General features: G+C 72.2%; 18 protein-coding genes. 9 read left to right on the top strand and 9 right to left on the bottom strand.

The window, feature by feature from the left end; genetic code table 11:
• Positions 1–18: 18 nt before the first annotated feature.
• Together U8525_RS07120 and U8525_RS07115 are read right to left on the bottom strand one after the other, a co-directional pair.
• Positions 19–1,944, bottom strand: a complete 1,926-nt coding sequence (locus U8525_RS07120) for a glycosyl hydrolase family 18 protein (protein WP_374262852.1) — start codon at positions 1,942–1,944, stop codon at positions 19–21.
• A 392-nt stretch (positions 1,945–2,336) separates the two neighbouring features.
• Entirely contained in the window at positions 2,337–3,344 is a 1,008-nt protein-coding gene (locus U8525_RS07115; protein WP_374262849.1) for a fatty acid desaturase family protein, read from the bottom strand.
• Between the two features lie 403 nt (positions 3,345–3,747).
• On the opposite strand from U8525_RS07115, the gene U8525_RS07110 reads away from it, so the two are divergent.
• Together U8525_RS07110 and U8525_RS07105 are read left to right on the top strand one after the other, a co-directional pair.
• A complete protein-coding gene (locus tag U8525_RS07110) occupies positions 3,748–6,348 on the top strand; it encodes a response regulator (RefSeq protein WP_374262846.1) in 2,601 nt (866 codons plus the stop codon).
• Complete coding sequence (locus U8525_RS07105; RefSeq protein ID WP_374262843.1) at positions 6,345–7,481, top strand: class I SAM-dependent RNA methyltransferase; 1,137 nt, start codon at positions 6,345–6,347, stop codon at positions 7,479–7,481. The genes U8525_RS07110 and U8525_RS07105 overlap by 4 nt, the downstream gene beginning before the upstream one ends.
• Here the strand turns inward: U8525_RS07105 and U8525_RS07100 are convergent, their stop codons facing one another.
• From U8525_RS07100 to U8525_RS07090, 3 genes are all read right to left on the bottom strand, one after another.
• Positions 7,482–9,086, bottom strand: a complete 1,605-nt coding sequence (locus U8525_RS07100; protein WP_374262841.1) for an ATP-binding protein — start codon at positions 9,084–9,086, stop codon at positions 7,482–7,484. It abuts the gene before it with no gap.
• 311 nt (positions 9,087–9,397) lie between these two features.
• Positions 9,398–10,882, bottom strand: a complete 1,485-nt coding sequence (locus tag U8525_RS07095; protein ID WP_374262839.1) for a TIGR02266 family protein — start codon at positions 10,880–10,882, stop codon at positions 9,398–9,400.
• Between the two features lie 15 nt (positions 10,883–10,897).
• Positions 10,898–11,272, bottom strand: a complete 375-nt coding sequence (locus tag U8525_RS07090) for a response regulator (RefSeq protein ID WP_374262836.1) — start codon at positions 11,270–11,272, stop codon at positions 10,898–10,900.
• 82 nt (positions 11,273–11,354) lie between these two features.
• Here U8525_RS07090 and U8525_RS07085 point away from each other — a divergent pair, with 82 nt between their 5' ends.
• Complete coding sequence (locus tag U8525_RS07085; protein WP_374262833.1) at positions 11,355–12,752, top strand: M20/M25/M40 family metallo-hydrolase; 1,398 nt, start codon at positions 11,355–11,357, stop codon at positions 12,750–12,752.
• A gap of 43 nt (positions 12,753–12,795) precedes the next feature.
• Here U8525_RS07085 and pip read toward each other — a convergent pair whose 3' ends face one another.
• Both pip and U8525_RS07075 read right to left on the bottom strand, forming a co-directional pair.
• Entirely contained in the window at positions 12,796–13,761 is a 966-nt protein-coding gene (pip, locus tag U8525_RS07080) for a prolyl aminopeptidase (RefSeq protein WP_374262831.1), read from the bottom strand.
• Between the two features lie 141 nt (positions 13,762–13,902).
• Positions 13,903–15,114, bottom strand: a complete 1,212-nt coding sequence (locus tag U8525_RS07075; protein ID WP_374262829.1) for a small ribosomal subunit Rsm22 family protein — start codon at positions 15,112–15,114, stop codon at positions 13,903–13,905.
• Positions 15,115–15,172: 58 nt separating this feature from the next.
• Between U8525_RS07075 and U8525_RS07070 the strand changes: the two genes are divergently transcribed.
• The 4 genes from U8525_RS07070 to U8525_RS07055 all read left to right on the top strand — a co-directional run bounded on the left by U8525_RS07070 (position 15,173) and on the right by U8525_RS07055 (position 20,087).
• A complete protein-coding gene (locus U8525_RS07070; RefSeq protein WP_374262827.1) occupies positions 15,173–16,183 on the top strand; it encodes an ATP-binding cassette domain-containing protein in 1,011 nt (336 codons plus the stop codon).
• Entirely contained in the window at positions 16,180–16,986 is an 807-nt protein-coding gene (locus U8525_RS07065) for an ABC transporter permease (protein WP_374262824.1), read from the top strand. The genes U8525_RS07070 and U8525_RS07065 overlap by 4 nt, the downstream gene beginning before the upstream one ends.
• Before the next feature lie 7 nt (positions 16,987–16,993).
• Complete coding sequence (locus tag U8525_RS07060) at positions 16,994–17,788, top strand: ABC transporter permease (protein ID WP_374263048.1); 795 nt, start codon at positions 16,994–16,996, stop codon at positions 17,786–17,788.
• A gap of 124 nt (positions 17,789–17,912) precedes the next feature.
• Complete coding sequence (locus U8525_RS07055; RefSeq protein ID WP_374262821.1) at positions 17,913–20,087, top strand: Kelch repeat-containing protein; 2,175 nt, start codon at positions 17,913–17,915, stop codon at positions 20,085–20,087.
• A 55-nt stretch (positions 20,088–20,142) separates the two neighbouring features.
• Here the strand turns inward: U8525_RS07055 and U8525_RS07050 are convergent, their stop codons facing one another.
• Positions 20,143–21,048 carry a helix-hairpin-helix domain-containing protein gene (locus tag U8525_RS07050; RefSeq protein ID WP_374262818.1) on the bottom strand — a complete coding sequence of 302 codons (906 nt, stop codon included), beginning with the start codon at positions 21,046–21,048 and terminating at the stop codon, positions 20,143–20,145.
• A gap of 169 nt (positions 21,049–21,217) precedes the next feature.
• Here U8525_RS07050 and U8525_RS07045 point away from each other — a divergent pair, with 169 nt between their 5' ends.
• Positions 21,218–22,336, top strand: a complete 1,119-nt coding sequence (locus tag U8525_RS07045) for a hypothetical protein (protein ID WP_374262816.1) — start codon at positions 21,218–21,220, stop codon at positions 22,334–22,336.
• A gap of 4 nt (positions 22,337–22,340) precedes the next feature.
• Here U8525_RS07045 and U8525_RS07040 read toward each other — a convergent pair whose 3' ends face one another.
• The gene (locus tag U8525_RS07040; protein WP_374262813.1) at positions 22,341–22,739 is read right to left on the bottom strand and encodes a RidA family protein; all 399 of its coding nucleotides are present in this window, start codon (positions 22,737–22,739) and stop codon (positions 22,341–22,343) included.
• Positions 22,740–22,861: 122 nt separating this feature from the next.
• On the opposite strand from U8525_RS07040, the gene U8525_RS07035 reads away from it, so the two are divergent.
• Positions 22,862–24,490 (top strand): peptide chain release factor 3, encoded by a 1,629-nt coding sequence (locus U8525_RS07035; RefSeq protein WP_374262810.1) that lies wholly within the window; start codon positions 22,862–22,864, stop codon positions 24,488–24,490.
• Positions 24,491–24,494: the final 4 nt, after the last annotated feature.

Raw genomic sequence — 24,494 nt, 5'->3', positions numbered from 1 at the left:
CACGCGGCCGGCTTCGCTTCAAGGCGTCGTCGGCGAGGGCAGGAACGCCTTCTTGACCTCGGTGAGCAGCGGGTTGGCGCCCGTCGCGGGGTCGGTGCAGCCCTGGTTGAGGGTCCAGATGATGGTGCCGCCGTAGCCGTTCGCCTTGGCGTACTGGCCCTTGGCCTGGATGGCCTCCGGCCCGTCATACGTGATCCAGCGCACCGTGCCGTCCTCCACCGGCGTGCTGAAGGTGACGTAGTTGGCCTGCGCCGCCGCGTCCCACTGGAGCGCGCCCGTCTTGGAGAGCGCCTGGATCTTCTTGTACGTGAAGGAGTTGTCCCCGCCCACGTAGTCCGACCAACTGGTGAAGGACTGGCGCGGGCCGGTGATGTGGCGCCACGCGAGGCCGTAGAACGGGATGCCCATGCCCAGCTTCTCCTTGGGGATGCCCGCGTTCACCCAGGCCTTGAGGCTGGACTCCACGGACGTGGGGTGGGTGCCGGACTCGTCCTTGAGCGCGGACGTGAACCACGAGTCCCAGCCCTCCCAGACGCCGATCATCTCGTAGGACATGACGTTCACCTGATCCAGGGACTGGGCCAGCTGCGCGTACCACTTGAGCGACGGGTCCGTGGCGAAGTTGCCGTTCACCCAGCCGATGGGGAACGTCAGCAGCAGGGTGGGGCGCGCCTGACGCAGCCGCTGCACCAGCGCGAGCAGGTCGGGCTTGTCCGCCTCCTCCACCGGCTCCCAGTCGATGTCGAGCCCGTCGTAGCCGTGGTCGTCCATCACCTTGAGCAGGTTCTGGACGAACTTCTCCCGGTTCGCGGCGGTGGCCGCGCCCACCCAGCCGTCGTGCTCGCCCGCGCCGCCCACCATGATGAGGGCCTTGCGCCCCGCGGCGTGCGCGCGGCTGGAGAGCGTCCTCGCGATGGCGGGGCCGTTCGAGTTGTCGAAGCCGGCGTCCACCGTGCCGTCCGGGTTCGGCGTCACGCGGCCCACGAGGATGTGCGTGAGCGCGCTGAAGTCCACCTTCTCCGGCGGGTAGTCATCCGCGTTCCAACCCGTGTAGTAGCCGGAGACCCACTTGCTGGCGCCGCCCACCGGGCCCGTCTTGCTGCCGGACACCGCGGCGGACCTCGCGCCCTCCCCGGCCGCGTTCAGCGCGGTGACGGCGTACCAGGACGTCGTGTTCACGGCCGCGCCGGTGTCCTTGTAGGACGCGGCGGTGAGCGCCGAGGCGGTGAGCCGCGTGTACGTGCCCGTCTGCGCCGTGGCGCGGTACACGTGGTAGCCCGTGGCGCCCGTCACCGCGCCCCAGGTGAGGGCGATGTCCGTCGCGGAGCCCGTGGCCTTCAGGGCCGTGGGCGCGGACGGGGCGGCGGTGCTCGCCGCCAGGCGCACGTCGTCGAAGGCCATCACCGGCAGCGTGCGGCCCGCGTTCTCCATCACCACCAGGCCATCCAGGGTGGCGTTCGCCGCGCCCAGCGCGGACAGCGGCATGCGGCACCGCGTCCACGCGTTGGCCTTCAGGGCGCCGCCCGCGCAGGTGGGGTTGAGCGCCACGGGCGCCTTCGCCACGCCGCCCACGCTCGCGTAGAGCGCGAGCGCGGGGTTCGCCGTCGAGCCCGGGTTCACCTGCAACTCCACGAAGCCATACCCGGCGGTGGGCACGCCCGCGTGGTGGAAGTACAGGCCCGTCCAGGGGCCGAACGTCGCGGAGAGGGAGCGGGTGCCCGCGTACACGGGCCGCGTCGCGGTGAGGCTGTGCGTCGCCCAGGACCAGTCCTGCCAGCCCGACCCGAGCGCATCGTCATACAGCGTGGCCGCGCTCGCGAGCGCGTCCCCGGACGTCCCCAGCAGGTCATCGTCGCCGGCGGTCGAGGTGAAGTCCGGAGCGCCGCCGCAGCCGGCGTGCGCCGCGCTCAGCGCCACGAGGAACCCCATGAGCTGCCTTTTCAAGTTCACTCCTGCGGCCAGGTGAAGCGGGTGGACCGGAGGGGACCGCGTCCCCTGCCCGCGGGGCGCGGCAGGGGTCCTCCGGTCGCCCTGTCGCCGCGCCGGGATTGGCGGGCATGCAAGAGGGGACCTGGCGAATCGCAGACGGAGAAACAGCGCGATCCTCCGTCTGTGTTCAAGCCATGGGGTGGGGCATTTCGGCACGCGCCGCGGACGCCCGGTCGCTGCCTCGGCGGCACGGCGAGCGCCTGGCGTGAGAGCGGGCAACGCCTGGTGACAGGGAAGAGGGGCGGGCGCCTCCCGCGCCTGGAGGCCTCAGGGGGAGGCCTCCAGGGGAAAGGCATCCATGCCGTCACACGTCTGGGTTCAATGCTTCACATGCATTGAACCCGGGCTCACCGCCTGCCCAGGGACGTGAGGAAGCTCCACGCGCTCTTCTCTCCGCCCAGGTACGTCTGGAAGTGGTTCTCCCCGGGGCGGTAGAGGTCCGTCTGCTTGAGCTGCTGATGCAGCTCCGGCAGGTGGTAGTAGGGCACGGACGGGAAGAGGTGATGGGACAGGTGGTAGCTGGCGTTGAAGGGCGCGATGAAGAAGCGCTCGAACCAGGTGGCCGCCTCCACGTCGCGCGTCTCGTGGGTCTCGTCCGGGGTGGCGGGGGTGAAGGGGTGCTCCACCACGGCGCGGATGCGGAACGCCACCATCATCAGCGTCAGCGACGGCACCGACCACAGGAGCAGGTAGTGGAGCCAGCCGCCGGTGAGCGTGAGGAAGGCGATGAAGCCGCAGAGCCACAGCCCGTAGCGGAGGTGCTCCGCGCGGGACGGCGGCGGGCCGCCCTTGCCCAGCGCGCGGCCCGTATAGGACCAGGGAATCATGATGCGCACGTGGGACAGGGTGAAGAAGCCCACCAGGTCGCCCAGGAGCACCCGCGCCATGCCCCAGCGCGTGCGCGGGAACATCCACGCGTGGTCGCGCTGCGCCGTGCGCCAGTACGGGTCCCTGGGCGTGTTGATGTAGCGGTGGTGCTCCGTGTGCTCCTTGCGGTAGCCCTCCGTGGTGATGTTCATGGGGAACGCGCACAGCAGGTCCGACAGCACGTCGTTGAGCTTGCGGTTCGTGCTCAGGTGGTAGTGGGACGCCTCGTGCACCAGGCTCAGGAGCGCGTGCTGCCGCGAGGAGATGACCACCGCGGCCAGCACCCACGCCCACCACCGGTCCACCTGCACCACGAACGCCACCGACGCCGCGATGATGAGCCATTGGCGCGTGACCGCCCACAGGCCGCGCCCGTTGGCCACCACCGACAGCCGCCTCACGGACGCCGTCAGGCCGCGACGGTCGAACGCGCGGGAGGTGACCGCTTCCGAGTCATCCGGCGACAACGCTTCAGGAACGGCGAGCATCTGGAGACAGACCTCCTGCCGGGCGCGAGCGCTCTGGCGGAAGGTCGGGAGGTCATTTCCTCCCCCGTCCAAGGCGACCCCCTGCCGCACACCCCGGTTCATGTGGGACTACGCCGCCTTGGCGGTAATAATCTTATATCATAATAATTGCGAGGTCTGAAAGACCCGCTCAGTCTTACAGTCCAGACGGATGTGGCGGGTCCAATGGGTGTCGGGTGAAGGCGGGTGTTGACTGGTGCCCAGAAGGTCGCCCTGGGGGAGGGCTGGCGTCTGGGAAGACGGGGGGCCCGGGCCTTTTGGCCGGTGCGATGGAGGGGATGTCCGTACACTGGACGGAGAACCCCTTTCCGCGTCGAGCGGCCCCAGGAAAGGCGGCGAGGTTTCTGGACCTCACCGTGCGTGGATGCAGGCACCCTTCGACTTCCAGACGCTCTTCGAGCTGTCGCCCAACCCCTACATGCTGGTGGACCGGGAGCTGCGGTACGTGACGGCGAACGCGGCCTACCTGCGGATCACCGCCAGCCGTCTGGAGGACCTGGTCGGCCGCACCATCTTCGAGGCCTTCCCCCACGACCCGAGCGACCCGGCCAATGCCAGCACCCGGATGCTGCGCGACTCGTTCGACCGGGTGCTGACGCAGCGGGCGCGGGACACGCTGGCGCTCATCCCCTACCGGGTGCCCCGGCAGACGGAGGGCGGCGTGGTGGTGGAGGAGCGCTTCTGGAGCGCCACGCACACGCCCCTCTTGGACGGGCGTGGCGAGGTGGCCTTCATCCTCCAGCACACGGTGGACGTGACGGAGCTGCAGCAGCTCAAGCAGGCCGCGCGCGACGTGGAGCCCCCTCGGGACGCGAGCGTGTCCCGGACGCAGCTGATGGGCGGGGTGTTCGCGCGGGCCCAGGCGGTGCAGGAGGCCAACCTGGCGCTGGACGACGAGCGCCGGCACCTGCGGCGCCTGTTCGAGCAGGCCCCGGGCTTCATGTGCTCCCTGCGGGGGCCCGACCACGTGTTCGAGCTGGTCAACCGGGCCTACCTCCAGCTGGTGGGGCACCGGGACCTGCTGGGCAAGCCCGTGCGGGACGCCCTGCCGGAGGTGGATGGGCAGGGCTTCTTCGAGCTGCTGGACCGGGTGTTCACCTCCGGCGAGCCCTTCGTGGGGCACAGCATGCGCGTGAACCTCCAGCGCGAGCCCGGGGGGCCGCTGGTGGAGGCCTTCGTGGACCTGGTGTACCAGCCGGTGGTGGAGGCGGATGGCAGCGTCTCCGGCATCTTCGTCCAGGGCCACGACATGACGGCGCAGAAGCGGGCGGAGGAGGAGCTGGCGCGCCACCGCGAGCACCTGGAGGAGCTGGTGCGCGAGCGCACGCGGGCGCTGGAGGAGAGCGAGTCCGAGCGCCGCCAGACGGAGGCCGCGCTGCTCCAGGCGCAGAAGATGGAGGCGGTGGGCAAGCTCACCGGCGGCGTGGCGCACGACTTCAACAACCTGCTCCAGGTGGTGAGCGGCAACCTCCAGCTGCTCCAGCGCGACACGGTGGGGGACGCGCGCGCGCAGCGGCGCCTGGAGATGGCGCTGGGCGCGGTGGAGCGCGGGGCGCGGCTGGCGTCACAGCTGCTCGCGTTCGCGCGCCGGCAGCCGCTGGCGCCCACGGTGCTCAACCTGGGCCGGCTGGTGCGCGACATGGACGACCTGTTGCGCCGCGCGCTGGGCGAGGACGTCGAGGTGGAGACGGTCATCGCGGGCGGGCTGTGGAACACGTCCGCGGACCGCAACCAGCTGGAGAACGTCATCCTCAACCTGGCCATCAACGCGCGCGACGCCATGGACGGCCGGGGCAGGCTGACCATCGAGGCGGGCAACGCGATGCTGGATGACCACTACGCCATGCTGCACCCGGAGGTGACGGCGGGGCAGTACGTGCTGCTGGCCATCTCCGACACGGGCACCGGCATGACGCCGGAGGTGATGCAGCGCGCGTTCGAGCCGTTCTTCACCACGAAGCCGGAGGGGCGCGGCACGGGCCTGGGGCTGAGCATGGTGTACGGCTTCGTGAAGCAGTCCGGCGGCCACGTCAAGATCTACAGCGAGCTGGGGCACGGCACGTCCATCAAGATCTACCTGCCGCGCAGCTTCCAGGCGGCGGCGCAGCCGGCGGAGAGCGGGCCGGGACAGGTGGAGGGGGGCACGGAGACCATCCTCGTCGTGGAGGACGACGACGCGGTGCGGGCCACGGTGGTGGAGGTGCTCACGGAGCTGGGCTACCGCGTGCTCAAGGCGCACGACGGCCAGAGCGCGCTCGCGGTCATCCAGAGCGGCCTGGCGGTGGACCTGCTCTTCACGGACGTGGTGATGCCGGGGCCGGTGCGCAGCCCGGAGCTGGCGCGGCTGGCGAAGGCGCACCTGCCGGACATCGAGGTGCTCTTTACGTCCGGCTACACGGAGAACGCCATCGTGCACGGCGGGCGGCTGGACCCGGGCGTGAGCCTGCTGTCCAAGCCGTACCGGCGCGAGGACCTGGCGCGGAAGCTCCGCGCGCTGTTGCGAGGACGCGAGCAGCGGCTGACGGCGAAGCCGCACCGCGCGCCCGCGCCCGGCGACGCGCAGGTGAAGGGCGCGCTGCGCATCCTGCTGGTGGAGGACGACGCGGACATCCGCGAGTCCGCGTCGGAGCTGATGGTGGACCTGGGGCACACCGTGCGCGCGGTGGAGAGCGCGGAGGCGGCGAGCGAGGCGCTGGCGGAGGAGCCCTTCGACCTGCTCTTCACGGACGTGACGCTGCCGGGCCAGTCCGGCGTGGTGCTGGCGCGCGAGGCCGCGCGGCGCCACCCCGCCCTGCGCATCATCATTGCGTCGGGGGACTCGCGCGCGCTGTCCGGGGAGGATGGCCAGGCGCTGCTGGGGCGCGTGGTGCTGCTGCCCAAGCCGTATGACCTGAACCAGATGGAGCGCGCGTTGGAGCAGGCCGCCACGGAAGCCACCCCCGCCGCCCGGACGCGGCCCGCATGACGGACGCGAAGGCCCGGATGGGCGAAACCCTCTATGTGTCCACGCTGCCGGGCCTGGAGCCCGCGCTGGAGGCGGAGGCGCGCGAGCGCGGGCTGTCCTTCCGCGGCGTGGAGGGCGGCATCGAGTGCGAGGGCCCGTCCGGCCTGCACCAGACGGCCAACCTGCACCTGCGCACCGCGAGCCGCGTGCTCCTGCGCCTGGGCTCCTTCACGGCGCCCACCGCGGACGCGCTGGTGCGCGGGCTGGAGCGGCTGCCCATGGCGGACGTCTGGGACGGAGCGGCGCCGCTGCGGATGGCGGTGAGCCTGCACCGCTCCGTGGCCCCGGGCCCGGCCGTGGTGCTGGAGTCCGCGGCCGTGGCGTTCAACCCGCGCGAGGTGGCGGCCACCGGGCACCTGGACGAGGAGGGCGCGGGGCCCGGGCTCACGCTGCTGGTGCGAGGGGAGGGCGAGCGCTGGACGGTGAGCGCGGACACGTCCGGGGCGCCGCTGTACCAGCGCGGCTACCGGCAGGAGGTGGGGCGGGCGCCGCTGCGCGAGACGCTGGCCGCGGGCATCCTCCGGCTCGCGGGCTACGCGGGGGACGCGCCGCTGGTGGATCCGATGTGCGGCTCGGGCACGTTCCTGGTGGAGGGCGCGTGGATGTCCCAGCGCCGCGCGCCGGGCCTCCTGCGCGCGTTCGCGTTCCAGTCCTTCCCCTCCTTCGATGCCGCGGCCTGGGAGCGCCGCCGCGCGGAGGCGGAGGGTGAGGCGCTGACGGAGCCTCGCGTGGCCCCGCGCGGCTACGACCTCAACGCGGGCGCGCTGGGCACGGCGCGGCGCAACGCGAGGCGCGCGGGCGTGACGCTCGCGCTGGAGCGGCAGGACCTGCGCACGCTGAAGGCCCCGCCGGAGGGCCCCGGGCTGGTGGTGGCCAACCCGCCCTACGGCAAGCGCGTGGGGGAGGTGGAGGACCTGCCGGACCTCTACCGCGCCCTGGGCGCGACGTTGAACGGCGCGTTTCGCGAGTGGCGCAAGGCGCTCATCGTCCCGGACGAGCCGAGGCTGGTGGCGGCGCTGGGGCTGAAGGACGCGCGGGGGCTCCCCGTGAAGAACGGCGGCCTGCGCTGCCTGCTGTTGCTGGCGGGCGGGTAGCTAGAGCGGCAGCACCAGCTCGAAGCGCGCGCCGCCCTCGGGCCGGGCGCCCGCGCGCACCTTGCCTCCGTGCGCGAGCACCACGCGCCGCACGATGGCCAGGCCCAGGCCGCGGCCGTTGGCCCGGGTGAGGAAGAAGGGCTCGAAGACGCGCTGCGGATCCAACCCGGCGATGCCCGGGCCCTCGTCCTCCACGACCAGCGACACGCCGTCCGGCACGTGGCGCACCGCCACGTGCACCGTGCCCCCGTCCGGCGAGGCCTGGATGGCGTTGCGTATCAGGTGCGTGACGGCCAGCTGCAACAGCGTCTCGTCGCCGGACAGGTTCGGCACGTCCGGCGCCTCGTCGAACACCACGCGGGGGGCGGGCAGCTCCTCGCGGCCGTGGATGAGCTGTCCCAGCGCGCGGTGCACCAGCTCGCCCAGCGCCACGGGGCGCGGCCGGGGCTCCAGCGGGCGCACCGTGTCCAGCAGGTCGCGCACGATGTCCTCCAGCCGGATGGCCTCCTCCTCCAGCATCTCCACCGCGGCGGAGCCCGCGGGCCCCAGGCGGGGCTCGCGCTTGAGCACCGCCACCGTGTTGAGGATGGCGCCCAGGGGGTTGCGCACCTCGTGGGCCACGACGCCCGCGGCCTCGCCCAGCACCGTCAGCCGCTCGCTGGCGATGAGCTCGTTCTGCAGCCGGGACACCTCCGCGAGCCGCGCCTCCGCCGCCCGGTGGTGCCGCACGTTCTCCAGCGCGCCGCCGATGAGCTGCGCGAACAGCTCCAGCGCCCCCGCGTTCGCGGGCGTCAGCGTGGTGGACTGCACCGCCAGCACGCCGAAGGGCTCGTCCCCCACGAAGATGGGCGCGTCCAGCGCGCGCGAGCCCGGCGGGTAGATGCGCTGGATGTTGTCCGCCACCGCCGGCATGTGCAGCCGCCGCGCCATGCTGAACGCGTCCGGGTGGAACACCGCGCGGCGGCTCGTGAGCACCTCCGCCAGGTGCGGCATCCGGGAGCGGTGGAAGCGCACCTCGTGCACGTCCTGTCCGTGCAGCAGGGCCGCCGCGGTCAGGCTCTCCGGCTCCTGGCGCATGGGCCCGTGGCGCAGGAAGTCTCCCTCCAGCAGCATCACGGAGACGTAGAAGCCCTGCCGGTGCACCGCGTCCACCGCCAGCTCCAGCACCGCGCGCTCGTCGCGGCAGCGCAAGAGCTCCGCCGCGGTGGACACCAGCATGGTGGACAGCCGGCGCACCGCGTCCCCGCCCTCCGCGTCCAGGAGCAGCACGACCTGCTCCTCCGGCACGCGGCCCGGCCCGGAGACCGGGGAGAGCATGTGCTGGCGGCCGTCCGCGCCGCGCACGCGCACCCACGCGGGCTGCACCGGCGGGGGAGGCTCGCCTCGCGCCAGCGCGTCGCAGAGGGGCTCCACCCACGCGCGCTCCTCCGGCCCGAAGCGCGCGGACAGCTCCAGGAGCGACGGCAGCTCGTCCTCGCGCAGGCCCAGCAGCGCCCGCAGCGCGGCGTTGGTGAACACCAGCCGGTCGCAGCGAATCACGAACAGGGGCACCGGCAGCGACGCCAGCAGGCCGTCCAGCGAGTCCGCGGGGACGTGTCCGCTCATCGCGCCTCCCTCCACGCCGGGCGCCGCGCGAGCCCGTCCGCTCCCCTGGCCGCATGCCCTCCCGGTCCCGAGGCGCGGAGGGTCCGAGGCAATCGCCGCGCGGGTGCGCCGTAGGGAGGAGTGAAGGCGTTGATCACCGGAGAAGACACCATGAACTTCGCGAACGAGATGGACCGCAGGGACCTGGAATTGAAGTCCGTCATGGCGGTGTGGGTGGCCTTCGTGGCGATGAGCGCGGTCTTCCTGGGCCAGTTGTTCTAGCCCCGGGCGAGGGCGCACCGCCCGCCCGGGGAGCCTGCCTGTGAAACCTATCAGGGCTTCCTGGCGCGGCGGACGTACTGCTGGATGAAGTCCCGCTCCTCCGCGCGCAGGGCGCTCAGGCGCAGTCCGTAGCCCCGGGGGTTCTTGCCGTCATCCAGGGAGTTCTCCCAGATGACGGAGCTGCGCAGGGTCATCACCCGCTCTGGATCATCGAAGCGCAGGGTCAGCTCCACCTGCGTTCCCAGCCGCAGCGGTCGGTCCGTGCCGATGAACAGGCCGCCCGACGACAGGTTGATGATGCGGTGGTCGGTGAAGATGCCCGTGTTCTTCATCGACACCTTCACGTCCGCATGGAGCCGGTCGTCCGACCGGCGCTCCAGGCCCACGAACTCGGCGCTCGAATACGAGGGCGCGGGGGCGGCGATGGGGCGCCGGAACGGCGCGGGCGGAGGCGGCGGGGGCGCTGGCGCAGGCGGCGTCACGGGCCGCGCGGTGGGCGTCATCACCGGAGGAGGCCGGGGCGGCGCGGCAGGTGGTACCGGCCGCGTCATGGAGCCCGGCGCGGGCGTCGGTGGAATGGAGGCCGCCACCGGCCGTCCCAGAGAGCCCGGCATCGGCGTGGGCGGAATGGACCCCGCCACCGGCCGTCCCAGAGAGCCCGGCGCGGGCGTCGGTGGAATGGAGGCTGCCACCGGCCGCGTCATGGAGCCCGGCACCGGCGTGGGCGGAATCGAGGCCGCCACCGGGCGTCCCAGAGAGCCCGGCGCGGGCGTCGGTGGAATGGAAGCGGCCGGACGCGTGAGCGAGCCCGGCGCGGGCGTCGGTGGAATGGAGGCCGCCACCGGCCGTGTCATGGAGCCCGGCGCAGGCGTGGGCGGAATGGACGCCGCCACCGGGCGCGTCATGGAGCCCGGCACCGGCGTGGGCGGAATGGACGCGGCGACAGGATGCGCGGCCTGTGGCGCGACCCCTGGCGGCGGTCGCGCGGGCAGCGCGGTTCCACTCATTGGCAGCGGCGCGGAGGGCAGCGCGCCGCCCATGTCCAGCCGGGGCGGCGGGGGCGGATGCATCGCGCCCTGGAGGAAGAGCGTCTCCGCCTCGCGGATCCGCCGCGAGAGGAAGTCGAAGATCTCGGTGGAGACCTTGCGCAGCTCCGGGTGCAGGTCCGGCGACAGGTGCTCCGGCGAGAAGCGCTTCGCCATGCGGAAGAAGGCGAGCCGGAACTCGTCGAGCGACGCGTTCGGCTTGATCCCGAACACGTCATGCGGCGGCAGGTGCAGCAGGCCCCGCAGCTGGTTGCGCAGGCGCTCGGCCTGCTGGCTCTCGATGGGGGGCGTGGGCGCGGCGGTGGCGAACAGGTCGCGCACCTCCGGGAGCTCCTGGAGCGCGACCCAGTTCGTTCCATCGCGCGACGCGCGCACGGCCGTCTTCAGGCGGCCGGAGGCGATGAGGTCGCGGAAGGCTTGCAGTTGCAGGGGGCCCAGCACGCGGCCGAGCGAATCTCCCACCCAGTAACCGACAGCGGATGACGACACGGGGACCTCGGGGAATCAGGACGCGAGCGCCTGTCGCACGGCGTTGGCGATCTCCAGGGGATGGAAGGGTTTGCCCACGAAGCCCATCGCCCCCGCGGCGATGGCCTGCTCCACCACCGGCTCCGCGTCCATGCTGCTGATGACCAGCACGCGTGTCTCCGGTGAGACACTCTTGATGGCGCCCAGCACCTCCAGCCCGCTCTTCTTCGGCATGAAGAGGTCCAGGAACATCACCGCCGGCTGCTCCTTCTGCGCCAGCGCCAGCCCTTCCTCCCCGTCCGCGGCCTCCAGCAGCCGCAGGTCGATGCCCGTGTCCGCGATGACGTCCTTGAGGATGCGACGCACGAAACTGTCGTCATCCACCAGCAGCAGGGTAGGTAGTCCAGGCATGGGCGGCAGGATACATAAGACGCGCGACGTTTGGGCGCGCGCATCCCACGTGCCTGCTCGCCTTTTGAGTTAAGGGGTGGGCATGTCCACAGACCCCGCGCTGTCTCACTTCGAGTCCCACAAGGCCGCGTACCTGGAGGACCTCAAGGCCCTCGTACGCATCCCCAGTGTGTCCTTCCCCGGCTTCGACGCCGGCCTCGTGCGCAAGAGCGCCGAGGCCACCGCGGCCCTCTTGAAGGACCGTGGATTTGAAAACGTCCAATTGCTCGAAATCGAGGGCGCGCATCCGTATGTCTATGGCGAGGTGCTCAAGGCGCCGGGCCGCCCCACGCTCCTCCTCTACGCGCACCACGACGTGCAGCCCGCCGGAGACGAGGCCGCGTGGAAGAGCCCGCCCTTCGAGCCCCAGGTGCGCGACGGCCGCCTGTACGGACGCGGCGCGGCGGACGACAAGGCCGGCATCGTCGTGCACACCTCCGCCGTGGACGCGTGGCTCAAGAGCACCGGCCAACTCCCACTCAACGTGAAGGTCATCATCGAGGGCGAGGAGGAGGCTGGCAGTGACCATCTGGGTGCATTTCTCCAGAAGCACGCGAAGCTGGTGGCGGCGGACGCCATCGTGTTGACGGACACGACGAACTTCGACACGGGCCTGCCGTCCATCACCACGGCGCTGCGCGGGCTGGTGACGGTGGACGTGGAGGTGCGGGGGCTGGACCAGGCGGTGCACTCGGGCATGTGGGGTGGGCCCATCCCGGATCCGGCGATGGCGCTGTGCCGGATGCTGGCGTCGCTGACGCACGCGGACGGCTCCATCGCGATCGAAGGCGTGATGGAGCAGGTGAAGCCGCTGACGGCCGCGGAGCGCGAGAGCATCCAGGCGCTGCCCGGGGACGAGGCGACCTTCCGCGGGCAGGTGGGCCTGCGCGAGGGCGTGCAGCTGCTGGGCGGCGGGCGGCACCCCTGGGAGACCAACTGGCGTCAGCCGAGCCTGGCCATCAACGCCATCCAGGCCAGCAGCCGCAAGGACGCGCGCAACATCATCGTGGAGTCCGCGTGGGCGCGCGTGGGGATCCGCGTGGTGCCGGACATGGATCCGGAGGACGTGCAGCGCCGGCTGGTGGCGCACCTGAAGAAGGTGTGCCCGTGGGGCCTGGAGCTGGAGATCCGCGAGGACCCGGCGTCCGGCTGGTGGTACACGGACTCGTCGCACCCGGCCTTCCAGGCGGCGTTCCGCGCGCTGGAGAAGGGCTACGCGAAGAAGCCGGTCACCATCGGGTGCGGCGGGTCCATCCCGTTCGTGGAGCCGTTCGCGAAGGAGCTGGGCGGCGTGCCCGCGCTGCTCATCGGCGTGGAGGATCCGTACACGTACGCCCACTCGGAGAACGAGAGCCTGCACCTGGGCGACTGGGAGAAGGCCATCCGCTCCGCCATCCACCTCTATGAGGAGCTGGCGAGGTCGCTGACCGCGCGCGGCTGAGCGAGGCGGCGGGCACGGGCGGCGGGGCCCGTGCCCGCGTGCGCTACAGGCCGCGGAAGCGGTCCGTGGCCTCGATGAGGGCGGAGGTGTTGCCGGGCTCGTTGGCGGAGTGGCCCGCGTCCGGCACCAGCACGAACTGGGCCTCCGGCCACGCGCGGTGCAGGGCCCACGCGCTCTCCGGCGGGCACACGACGTCATAGCGGCCCTGCACGATGACGGCGGGGATGTGGCGGATGCGGTGCACGTCGTCCAAGAGCTGCGTGTCCGTGCGCAGGAAGCCCCGGTTGACGAAGTAGTGGCACTCGATGCGCGCGAAGGCGATGGCGAAGTCGTCCCCCGCGTTGCGCGCGATGAGCTCCGCGTTGGGGTACAGGCAGCTCGTGCGCCCCTCCCAGACGCTCCAGGCCCTCGCGGCCTCCTGCTGCGTGTGCTTGTCGTCGCCCATCAGCCGCCTCGCGTAGGCGTGCAGCAGGTCGCCGCGCTCGTCCTCGGAGATGGGGGCGAGGAAGTGCTCCCACGCGTCCGGGAACAGCGCGCTCGCGCCGCGCTGGTAGAACCAGTCGATCTCCTGCTTGCGCAGGAGGAAGATGCCGCGCAGCACCAGCTCCGTGACGCGCTCCGGGTGGGTCTCCGCGTAGGCGAGCGACAGCGTGCTGCCCCACGAGCCGCCGAAGAGCATCCAGCGCTCCAGGCCCAGGTGCTCGCGCAGCCGCTCCATGTCCGCCACCAGGTCCCAGGTGGTGTTCTCCACCAGGCTGGCGTGCGGGGTGCTGCGGCCACAGCCGCGCTGATCAAAGAGGATGATGCGGTAGAGGGCCGGGTCGAAGAAGCGGCGCTGCTTCGGGTCGGTGCCGCCGCCCGGGCCGCCGTGCACGAAGACCACGGGCTTGCCCTTCGGGTTGCCGCTCTCCTCGAAGTACAGCGTGTGGCCACCGCTGACCTCCAGATGGCCGGTGCGGTAGGGCTCGATGGCGGGATAGAGCGTGCGCAGCGGCGTGGTTGCGGGCACGGGATTCCTTCCTTGGGAACGGGGTGCCGCGCAACCTAACAACACGCGGCCCCCGCGGGGGGAGCCGTTCCGGCGTACCACGTCCGCCCGAGAACGCCTCGCCGCGGTGCGCCTTCGAGGCGGCGTCGCGCCGTGCCCGCCTCAGGGCTTCGCGGGCGGGGCGGGCGCTGCGGGCTCGCGGGGCGCTTCCGGTGGCTTCGGCGCGGGGGGCACGCCGCGCCCGGCCTGGGCCACCATGCGCACCTCGGCGTGCTCCCCGAGCGCGTAGCCGTCGCCCTTCACCTCCAGGTCGGTCGCCTCGATGACGTCGCCGCGCTGGAGGTGGAAGAACCGCTCGTTCTTCTCCGCGCGGTGGCGCTCCTGCATCGCCAGGCCCACGCGCCCCTCCGGGCCGCAGCCGATGTAGCGCTGGCGGCCCTTGCCCTCCAGCGACTCGCTGACGATGCGGAACAGCCGGCCCGGCGGCGGCTCCGGCCACGCCTCGCCCTTGGGCGCGAGCACCAGGTAGCTCATCTTGAGCGACTCCTTGTGGAAGCCCGCCGCGCGCGCCAGCTCCTCCACCACGCGGGGCATGGGCCACGCGCGCTCGGCGTGGCACCAGTCCGTCTCCTTCACCAGCGCGGGGCACGCGCCCCGGTACAGGCACGGCGCGCGGATGGCGTAGCCGCGCTCCACCATCAGGTCGCGCACCTTGAGCAGGTTGCGGCTCGTCTCGCGCAGCGCGGGCTCCATCACCAGCAGGCTGCCGCCCTTCTTCACCTTGGCGAGCACCGACTCCAGCAGCGCCGCGCGGGGCTTCAGCGCCTCGTCCGTCGCGCCGTACAGCTCGTTGATGACGTGCCCCATCGTGATGAGGTCGTACTGGCCCTCCGGCAGCGTGGCGTTCTTCTTCAGCGGATCCCACTCGCGCGTGGCCAGGGCCTCGCCGGCCTCCGTGGCCAGCTCACGCGCCAGGTTCAGCGCGGGCTTGCTGCGGTCCGCCGCCGTGACCTCGCTGGCGCCCGCGTCCATGGCCGCGAAGGCCACCGGGCCCGGGCCGCTGCCCAGGTCCAGCACGTGGCGCGGGCGGTTCGGCAGCTCGCCCAGCACCTGGCGGGCCTGGGCGTAGGACACCGGCCAGTAGAAGAGGAGGTAGGCGCCCAGCAGGCGCGGGTCGTCCATGTACCGGGCGCCGGCAAGCTGCCGCTCGCGCGTGAGGCCGTGCGACAGCTGCTTCACGCCCGCGCCCACCTCCTTGACCTCCTGCGGCGTGAGGCGGCCTTCCGGCCCGTCCCCCCGGCCCCGGGACGCGCGCCACACGGAGATGAGCCGGGGCAGCCATCGCTCCAGGTCCTTGCTGTATGCGTTGCTCATCGTTGCCTTCACATCAGGGGTCGCCACCCGGAGGCGACCGCGTTAAACCCGTCCCGCCATGATCTCCGTCCGCGGACTGCGCAAGCACTATCAGGTCCACAAGCGCCCGCCTGGCCTGAAGGCGGCCCTGCGCTCGCTCGTCCACCGCGACTACACGACCGTCAAGGCCGTGGACGGCATCTCCTTCGACATCAAGGCCGGCGAGCGCGTGGGCTTCCTGGGCCCCAACGGCGCCGGCAAGACGACGACGCTCAAGGTGCTCGCGGGCCTGCTCCACCCGTCGGAGGGGGAGGTCACCGTGGACGGGCACGTGCCCCGGCTGCGCGAGGAGGCGTTCCTCAAGAAGATCATGCTGGTGATGGGGCAGAAGCAGCAGCTCCTGTGGGACCTGCCGCCGTCGGAGACGTTCGAGCTCAACCGCGCCATCTACGACGTGCCCCGCCTCCAGTACAAGCAGACGCTGGAGGAGCTGGTGTCGCTCCTGGAGCTGGGGGACCTCATCGGCAAGCCCACCCGGCAGCTCAGCCTGGGCGAGCGGATGAAGTGCGAGCTGGCCGCGGCCCTCATCCACCGCCCCCGGGTGCTCTTCCTGGACGAGCCCACCATCGGCCTGGACGTGGCCATGCAGGTGACGATGCGCGAGTTCATCAAGGCCTACAACGAGCAGACCGGCGCCACGCTCATCCTGACCAGCCACTACATGGACGACGTGGCGGCGCTGTGCCCGCGCGTCATCGTCATCGACAAGGGGCAGCTGTCCTACGACGGCAGCCTGGACGCGCTGGTGCAGCGCGTGCGCCCGGAGAAGCGCGTGGTGCTGCGGCTGGGCCAGCCGGTGGACGCGGGCCTGCTGGCGCCGCTGGGCAAGGTGGTGTCGCACGAGCCGGGCACGGCGGTGCTCCAGGTGCGGCAGGACGCGGTGAACGCCACGGTGGGCCGCGCGCTGTCCACGCTGCCGGTGACGGACCTGACGGTGGAGAACGCGCCCCTGGAAGAGGTGATGAGCGAGCTGTTCCAGGAGGGCAAGGCGCGCCGGGCGGAGGCCGCTCGGGAGGCGGTGACGGCGTGAGCCTGCGCACGGCCCTCAAGGCGCTGCCCACGATGCTGCGCATCGGCTTCTCCGAGGCGGTGGCCTACCGCGCGGAGATGATCGTCTGGGTGCTGTCCACCACCATGCCGCTCATCATGCTGGCCCTGTGGTCGGCGGTGGCGCGGGGCGGGGCGGTGGGGCGGTTCGGGCAGGCGGAGTTCACCGGCTACTTCCTCGCGGCCTTCTGCGTGCGGCAGTTCACCAGCTCCTGGGTGGCGTGGCTGGTCAGCTACGAGGTGAAGCAGGGCACGCTGGCGATGCGGCTCTTGCGGCCCATCTCCCCGCTCCTGTCGTACGCGACGGAGGTGCTGGCGGGCATCCCGCTGCGCGTCGTGGTGGTGCTGCCCGTGATGGGCATCAGCCTGTGGGCGGCGGGCGCCGGGCGGGCGGTGCCCACGTCGCCAGGCGGCTGGGGCCTGTTCCTGCTGGGCATCGTGGGCGCGTGGCTCATCACGTTCTACCTGAACGTGCTCCTGGGCACGCTGAGCCTGTTCCTGGAGAGCAGCCAGAAGCTGATGGAAGTCTACATGGTGCTGTTCTTCGTCTGCTCCGGGTACATGTTCCCGGTGGAGTTCTTCCCCGCCGGCATGCGCACGCTCATCGAGTGGCTGCCGTTCCGCTACCAGATGGGCCTGCCGGTGGAGCTGATGACGGGGGCGCATCCGGCGAAGGAGGCGTGGGCGCTGCTCGGGGCGCAGTGGACGTGGGTGGCGGGGCTGGGCGTCGTGTCGATGTGGGTCTGGCGGCGGGGCCTGGCGCGCTTCGCGGCGTTCGGAGGGTAGGGCGGTGGTGAACGTGAAGCGCTACCTGCGCCTGCTGGGCGTGCAGCTGAAGGCCTCCGGGCTGCTGGCGTTGCAGTACCGCGCGGACTTCCTGGCGGAGGGCCTGACGTCGCTGGCGTGGACGTTCACCGCGCTGGCGCCGCTGTTCGTCGTCTTCGGCACGCGGCCCAGCATCGAGGGGTGGACGTTCCAGGAGTCCCTGCTGGTGGTGGGCTGGTTCACGCTGCTCCAGGGCGTGCTGGAGGGCGCCATCAGCCCCAGCCTCACGGGCATGGTGGAGCACATCCGCAAGGGCACGCTGGACTTCGTGCTGCTCAAGCCCGCGGACGCGCAGTTCCTGGTGTCCACGCAGCGCTTCCTGCCGTGGCGCGCGGTGAACGTGCTGTCCGGCGTGGGGCTGTTCGTCTACGCGTTCGTGTCGCTGGGGCGCTGGCCCTCGCTGCCGGGCATCTTCGCGTCGGTGGTGCTGCTCGGGACGAGCATGCTCATCCTGTACTCGATGTGGATCCTCGTGGTGAGCGCGGCCTTCTTCGTGGTGAAGGTGGACAACCTCACGTACCTCTTCACGTCCATCTTCGACGCGGCCCGGTGGCCGTCCTCGGTGTTCCGGGGCTCGCTGTCGTGGGTGTTCACCTTCATCATCCCGCTGGCGCTGATGACCACCTTCCCCGCGCTCGCGCTCCTGGGCAGGCTGCCGTGGACCTGGCTCGTGGGCGCGGTGGCGGGCGCGGTGGCGTTCGCCGCGGTGGCGCGGTGGGTGTGGCTCATGTCCATCCGCCACTACACGTCCGCGAGCAGCTGACGCGGGGCGCGGAAGGTCTGGTTGATAGGAATTCCGTTGTTGTCGTTCCTTCGTCTGGGTTAAGGGGCCGCCCCCCCCCGCGGCGAAAGCCGCGTCCCCCCATGAAGTGAAGGACCCCCCCTCGATGAACCGGATCCGTTTTCACGGCCTGCTGGCCGCGTTCGCGCTCGCGTCCGCGACGGCCTGTGCCCCCGAAGCACCGCCTCTCCTTGACGCTCCCGCCACCTCCGCCTCGCGGCTCGACACCTCTGGATGGAGCAGCGCCGGCGCCATGGCCTCCGTGCGCGTGGACCCCACGGCCACGCCGCTGCGCAACGGCTATGTGCTCGTCGCGGGCGGCGGGACATCCGCCGCGGAGCTGTATGACCCACGCACCGGCCGCTGGTTCTCCCTGGGCGACATGGCCACGAGCCGCCAGCGCCACACCGCGACGCTGCTCCCCTCCGGCAGGGTGCTGGTGGTGGGCGGTGGCGCGTCCGTGCTGGCCTCGCACGGCGCGGAGCTGTTCGACCCGGACACCAACGGCTGGTCCGCGGCGACGGGGCTGGACGTGCCCCGCTCCCAGCACACCGCGACGCTGCTCCCCGACGGCCGGGTGCTGGTGGTGGGCGGCGACAGCGGCTCCGGCAACGCGCTGGCCACCGCGCTGCTGTATGCCCCGGCGACGAACACGTGGTCCGCCACCGGCCGGATGGGCGCGGCCCGCCTGGGCCATGCCGCGACGCTGCTGCCGGACGGACAGGTGCTGGTGACGGGCGGCCGGGACAGCGCCAACGGGAACGTGCTCGCGACGGCGGAGCGCTATGACCCCATGACGGGCAAGTGGACGGCGGTGGGCCGCATGATCACGCAGCGCACGGGCCACACGGCGACGCTGCTCTTCTCCGGGCAGGTGCTGGTGGCGGGCGGCTTCGCGGGCAGCCTGGCCACGGACACGTCCGAGCTGTTCGACCCGGGCACCGGCACCTGGACGTCCCAGGGCGCGCTGCCGTCCCTCAGCGTCTTCCACACGGCGACGCTGCTCACCTCCGGGCAGGTGCTGGTGACGGGCGGCTCCACGGGCGGCCAGCCCTACCTGGACCGCGCCGCGCTCTACACGCCGGCCACGGGGACCTGGACGGAGACGGCGGCCATGGCCACGCGCCGCATCAGCCACGCCGCCGTGCTGCTGCCGTCGGGAGAGGTCCTCGTGCTGGGCGGGGTGCCCCAGGCGGGCGCGCGGACCGCGTCCGCCGAGCGCTACCGTCCCTCCGCCCTGCCCTGGAGCCCGGCCGCGAGCCTCGCCACCGCGCGCTCGCAGCTCAGCGCCAGCCGGCTGGACACGGGCGACGTGCTGGTGGCGGGAGGCGCGTCCTCCTCGGGCACCGCGCTGTCGAGCGCCGCGCTGTACGACGAGGCGACGAACGCCTGGCGGGGCGCCGCCGCGCTGGGCACCGCGCGCTTCCTGCACTCCGCCACGCCGCTGAAGGACGGCCGCGTGCTGGTGAGCGGCGGGCAGCGGGATGCCTCCACCTGGCTGTCCACCACGGAGGTCTACGTGCCCGCGACGGACACCTGGACGTCGGTGGGGAGCCTGGGGACGGGGCGGGCCCGCCACACCGCGACGCTGCTCCCGGGCACCGGCCAGGTGCTGGCGGCGGGCGGCACGTCGGGCGCGAGCACGGCCTCCACGCTCGCCAGCGCGGAGCTGTTCAACCCGGCCACGGGCACCTGGAGCCCCACGGGCGCCATGGGGCACGCGCGCACGTACCACGCGGCGGTGCCGCTGCCTTCGGGCGAGGTGCTGGTGATGGGCGGCAGCTCCACCGGCACGGACGCCATCACCGCGAGCGCGGAGCTGTATGACCCCGCCACGGGGACATGGCGGCCCACGGGGGCCATGGCGGTGGCGCGCTACGGCCACATCGCGGTGCCGCTGGGCACCGGCAACCAGGTGCTGGTGGCGGGCGGCTGGGGCGCGGATGGGCCGCTGCGGTCGGCGGAGGTCTACGACGTGGCGCTCGGCACCTGGAAGACGGTGGCGCCCATGAACATGCCGCGCTACCTGCCGCACGCCACGGCGCTGTCCACGGGCCGCGTGCTGGTGGTGACGGGGGAGGGCGGCTCGGGCCTGGGCGTGCTCGACTCGGCGGAGGTGTATGACGCCGCGATGAACGCGTGGATGCCCGCGGGCATCCAGTCCACGCGCAACACGCACCATGGCCTGGCGCTGCTGCCCTCGGGCCGCGTGCTCGTCGCGGGGGGCAGTGGGAGCGGCGGCGCGCGCGTGACCGTCGACGTGTACTCACCGGCGCCGTGAGCCGGAGGCGCGCGGGGGCGGGCACGGGCGATGTCCGCCCCGGGTCGTGCCGCGGTCAGACCCCGGCGTGCGGTGCTTCGTGGTCCGCGCCCTGGCGGACGTAGTACGCGAGGCACTCCTCCTCGCGCCCTCGCACCACGCGTCTGCCATTGAGCGGGCCGACGTGGGACGTCACCACGGTGTACTGGCCTTCGACGTCGTCCTGGTCGTAGTAGATGACCACCCAGTCACCCGTCGCGTTCTGCTGGTGCGCCAGCGCCGTGTTGGAGAACAGCGCGCGGAAGCTCCAGGCGTCCAGGTGCTCGCGCATCACCGGCAGCCAGGCCTCGCCGGTGGGGTTGAACCGCTTGGGCGCGATGCGCCGCAGCTCCCCGGCCTCCGCCCGGCGGCGGTAGTCCGCGTCCACCTTCAGCAGCAGCTCCACCGAAGGGCGTGGCACGTCCTCGCCTTCATGGGACCGGGCCCGCTCGCGCTCCCGCCGGTTGCGCCCCAACCTCGCGGCCAGCACCTCGCGCACCTGCTCCGCGCGCCGGGGACCGAAGCCCTCCACCCGCTCCAGCCGCCCGTCGTGCGCGGCCAGCTCCAGCGCCTCCAGCGTGGTGATGCCCAGCGCGTCATGGATGCGCTTCGCCAGCTCCGACCCGATGCCCGGCACGCTGGCGAGCAGGCCCTCGGGGGACGCCTCGCCCTCCAGCCGCTGGAGCAGCTCCAGCTTCCCCGTGCGCACCAGCTCCGCGACCGCCGCCGCGATGCTCTTGCCCACGCCGGGCAGCTCCCTCAGCCCCGCCTCCCCCTCCGCCGCCAGCACCTGCGCCACCGAGTCCGGCCAGTTCGCGAGGGTCGCCGCCGCCTTGCGGTAGGCCCCCACCCGGAAGGGCATCGCGTCCTGCATGTCCAGCAGGTCCGCCACCCGCTCCAGCGCGTCCGCGATGTCGATGTTGCTCTTCCATTCGACGCCCATGGCACCTGGAAGGTAGGGGCGCCCCGGGAGGACGGCCACCCCGCGGGCCGACACCGGCGCACATGACGGCCCGCGCGGAATAAATTCCCTGCCCCGCAACCGCGCCGCGCCCGCCGGGTTGGAGTGGGCAGCAGGCAGTCACGCGAACCTTTCAAGTTGGAGGATGACGATGCGCTGGAACAAGACGTTGGCGGTGGGCGCGGCCCTGGTGCTCTCGACGGCGTGCGGTGGGGTGGATGATCAGGAGGCGGTGGAGTCCCTGCCGGACTTCGCGGGCACGTCGCTCGAGCTCAACACGGACGCGCTCGCGCAGGACGGCGCCGCGCTCGTGGCCCAGGACCTGGTGCAGGTGGAGGCGTCGCTCGACGGCCAGGGCGCCGCGATGCTGGAGGGCGCCCGCCTGGAGGTGAAGGCGCTCAACGACACGCTCCGGCAGGCGCTGGTGCCCATCGCGGACCTGGCGAAGCAGTCCGCCGCCGAGCAGCCCGGCGACGTGCGGGTGTACGGCCCCGTGGACCGCGCCAACGCCACCTTCCGGCTCTTCATCCGCAAGGGCGCGGGCCAGCGCTACCAGTGGAAGCTGGAGGCCCGCCCGCTGAACAGCGCCGACGACGTGGAGTACAAGCTGGTCGCCGCGGGCGCGCTCAAGCGCGACGGCGTGGCGCACCGCGGCCGGGGCACGCTGGCCCTCTCCCTGGACAACCTCAAGGCGGTGGCCCCGTCCTACGCGGGCCAGGGCAAGCTGATGATGTCGTTCGCCCACTTCGGCAAGGGCGGCAGCAAGTCGCTGGCCTACCGCCTGGCGAACTTCACCCCGAACCCCGCCACGCACGAGGCCGTCACCGGCGCCTTCGTGGGCCACAAGCTGGAGGCCACCGGCGTCACCCGCGTGCGCGTGCTCGGCCCGTACAACCTGCCCGGCACCGCGACCTCCGCGAAGGAGAAGGTGCTCTCGTCCGTGCGCCACATCCCCGGCACCGGCGGCCGCGCGGACGTGCGCGCCTGGGGCGGCGACATCGCGGCGAACACCTCCTACGTGGGCAGCGCCTGCTGGGACGCGCAGGAGCGGGAGCTCTATCGCGTGCTGCTCCAGTGCTCGGACTCGGGCCGCCCGGAGAGCTGCACGGAGGTGCCCGGCAGCCGCGTGGGCAACTCCCAGGCCTGCCCCGCGGTGGAGCTGCGCGGCGACGTGGCGCCCCCGGAAGGCACCGGTGACGACGTCACGCCCGAGCCCGGCAACCCCGGCGCCCCGGACGACGTCCCCACCGACGTCACCGCCGACTTCTAGGCCGTCAGGGCAGGGCGGACGCCACCACCGCGTCCGCCTCGATCTCCACCAGCATCCGCGGGTCGATGAGCGCCTGCACCTCCACCATGGAGGTGGCGGGGCGGATGGCCGCGAACACCTCGCCGTGGGCGCGGCCCACCTCCTCCCAGCGGGAGATGTCGGTGACGTACATGCGCGTGCGCACCACGTCCTCCAGCCGGGCCCCCACCGCCTCCAGGGCGGCGCGGAGGTTGGTCAGCGCCTGGGCCGCCTGCTGGTACGCGTCCCCCTCCCCCATGAGCTGGCCGTCCGGGCCCGTGGCGGTGGTGCCGGAGACGGCCACGAAGGGGCCCGCGCGCACGGCCCGCGAGTAGCCCACCCGGGGCTCCCAGGGGGTGCCGGTGGCATGGAGGATGCGCTGCATGGCGAGGGCTCCGGTGGGGGCCTGGGGGAGGGCTGCCCCGGCGGGCCGGAGCCCGGCCGGACCTCCGGGCGCTGCTTGCGAAGCTGCAAGGAACGACCGCCCGTGATAGTTGGCCTCGGATCATGGCCAACGAGCTCGAGAGGGAGGTCGCCCGGCGACGGACCTTCGCCATCATCTCCCACCCCGACGCGGGAAAGACAACCCTGACGGAGAAGCTGCTGCTCTACGGCGGCGCCATCCACCTGGCCGGCAGCGTGAAGGCCAAGCGGGCGCGGCGCCACGCGACCAGCGACTGGATGGAGCTGGAGAAGGAGCGCGGCATCTCCGTCACCTCGTCCGTGCTCCAGTTCAGCTACCGCGACCACGCGGTGAACCTGCTGGACACCCCGGGCCACCAGGACTTCTCCGAGGACACCTACCGCACGCTGTCCGCGGCGGACGCGGCGGTGATGCTCATCGACGCGGCGAAGGGCGTGGAGCCCCAGACGAAGAAGCTCTTCAAGGTGTGCCGCATGCGCGGCATCCCCATCTTCACCTTCGTCAACAAGCTGGACCGCTTCGGCCGCGAGCCGCTGGACCTGATGAACGAGCTGGAGCAGGTGCTGGGCATCCGCTCGTACCCGATGAACTGGCCCATTGGCATGGGGCCGGAGTTCCGGGGCGTCTACGACCGGCAGGCGCGCGTGGTGCACGTGTTCTCCACGGAGGGCTCGCACGGCGAGTCGGAGGTGTCGGAGCGCTCGGTGTCCATCGACTCGCCCGAGATCAAGGCGGTGCTCACCGACGCCGAGCTGGCGAAGCTCCACGAGGACATCGAGCTGCTGGACATCGGCGGGGACCAGTTCACGCGCGAGAAGTCGGACGCGGGGCAGCTGTCGCCCATGTTCTTCGGCAGCGCGATGACCAACTTCGGCGTGCGCCCCTTCCTGGACGCGTTCCTGGACCTGGCGCCCGCGCCCACGTCGCGCCCCACCACGCAGGGCCCGCGCGAGCCGACGAACCCGAAGTTCGCGGGCTTCGTCTTCAAGATCCAGGCGAACATGGACCCCTCGCACCGCGACCGCATCGCGTTCATGCGCGTGGTGTCCGGCCGCTACGTGAAGGGCATGAGCGCCTTCCACTCGCGGCTGGGCAAGGAGGTGCGGCTCGCCAAGCCCAGCCAGTTCATGGCCGCCGAGCGCACCTCCATCGAGGACGCGTGGCCGGGAGACGTCATCGGCCTGTTCGACCCGGGGCAGTACCGCATCGGCGACTCGCTGGCGGAGGGGGCGCAGGACGTGGTGTTCGAGGGCGTGCCGCGCTTCAGCCCGGAGTTCTTCGCGGTGGTGCGCTCCAAGGACCCCCTGCGCCGCAAGCAGATGGAGAAGGGCCTGGAGCAGCTGTCGGAAGAGGGCACGGTGCAGATCTTCCAGCAGCTCGCCATGGGCATGAAGGACCCCATCGTCGGCGTGGTGGGCGCCCTCCAGTTCGAGGTGCTCCAGTACCGCCTGGAGCATGAGTACGGCGCGAAGATCGCCCTGGACCGGCTGCCCTTCAGCCACGCCCGCTGGGTGGTGGGCGCGAGCTTCGACCCCAAGTCGTTCGACTGGGAAGGCAACCGTCAGACGGTGCAGGACCGCGACGGGCTGCCCCTGGTGCTCTTCCGCGACGACTGGGCGCTCCAGCACGCCGAGGAGAAGCACCCGGAGCTGAAGTTCGTCTCCGAGGCGCCGCTCCTGCGCCAGTCCGCGCCGGCCGCGACCGGCAGCTGACGGT

Source organism: Corallococcus sp. RDP092CA (assembly GCF_041903675.1).
Classification (GTDB): Bacteria; Myxococcota; Myxococcia; order Myxococcales; family Myxococcaceae; genus Corallococcus.
Note: the sequence above shows the minus strand (reverse complement) of the source record. Positions and strands in the feature narration are given on the sequence as shown.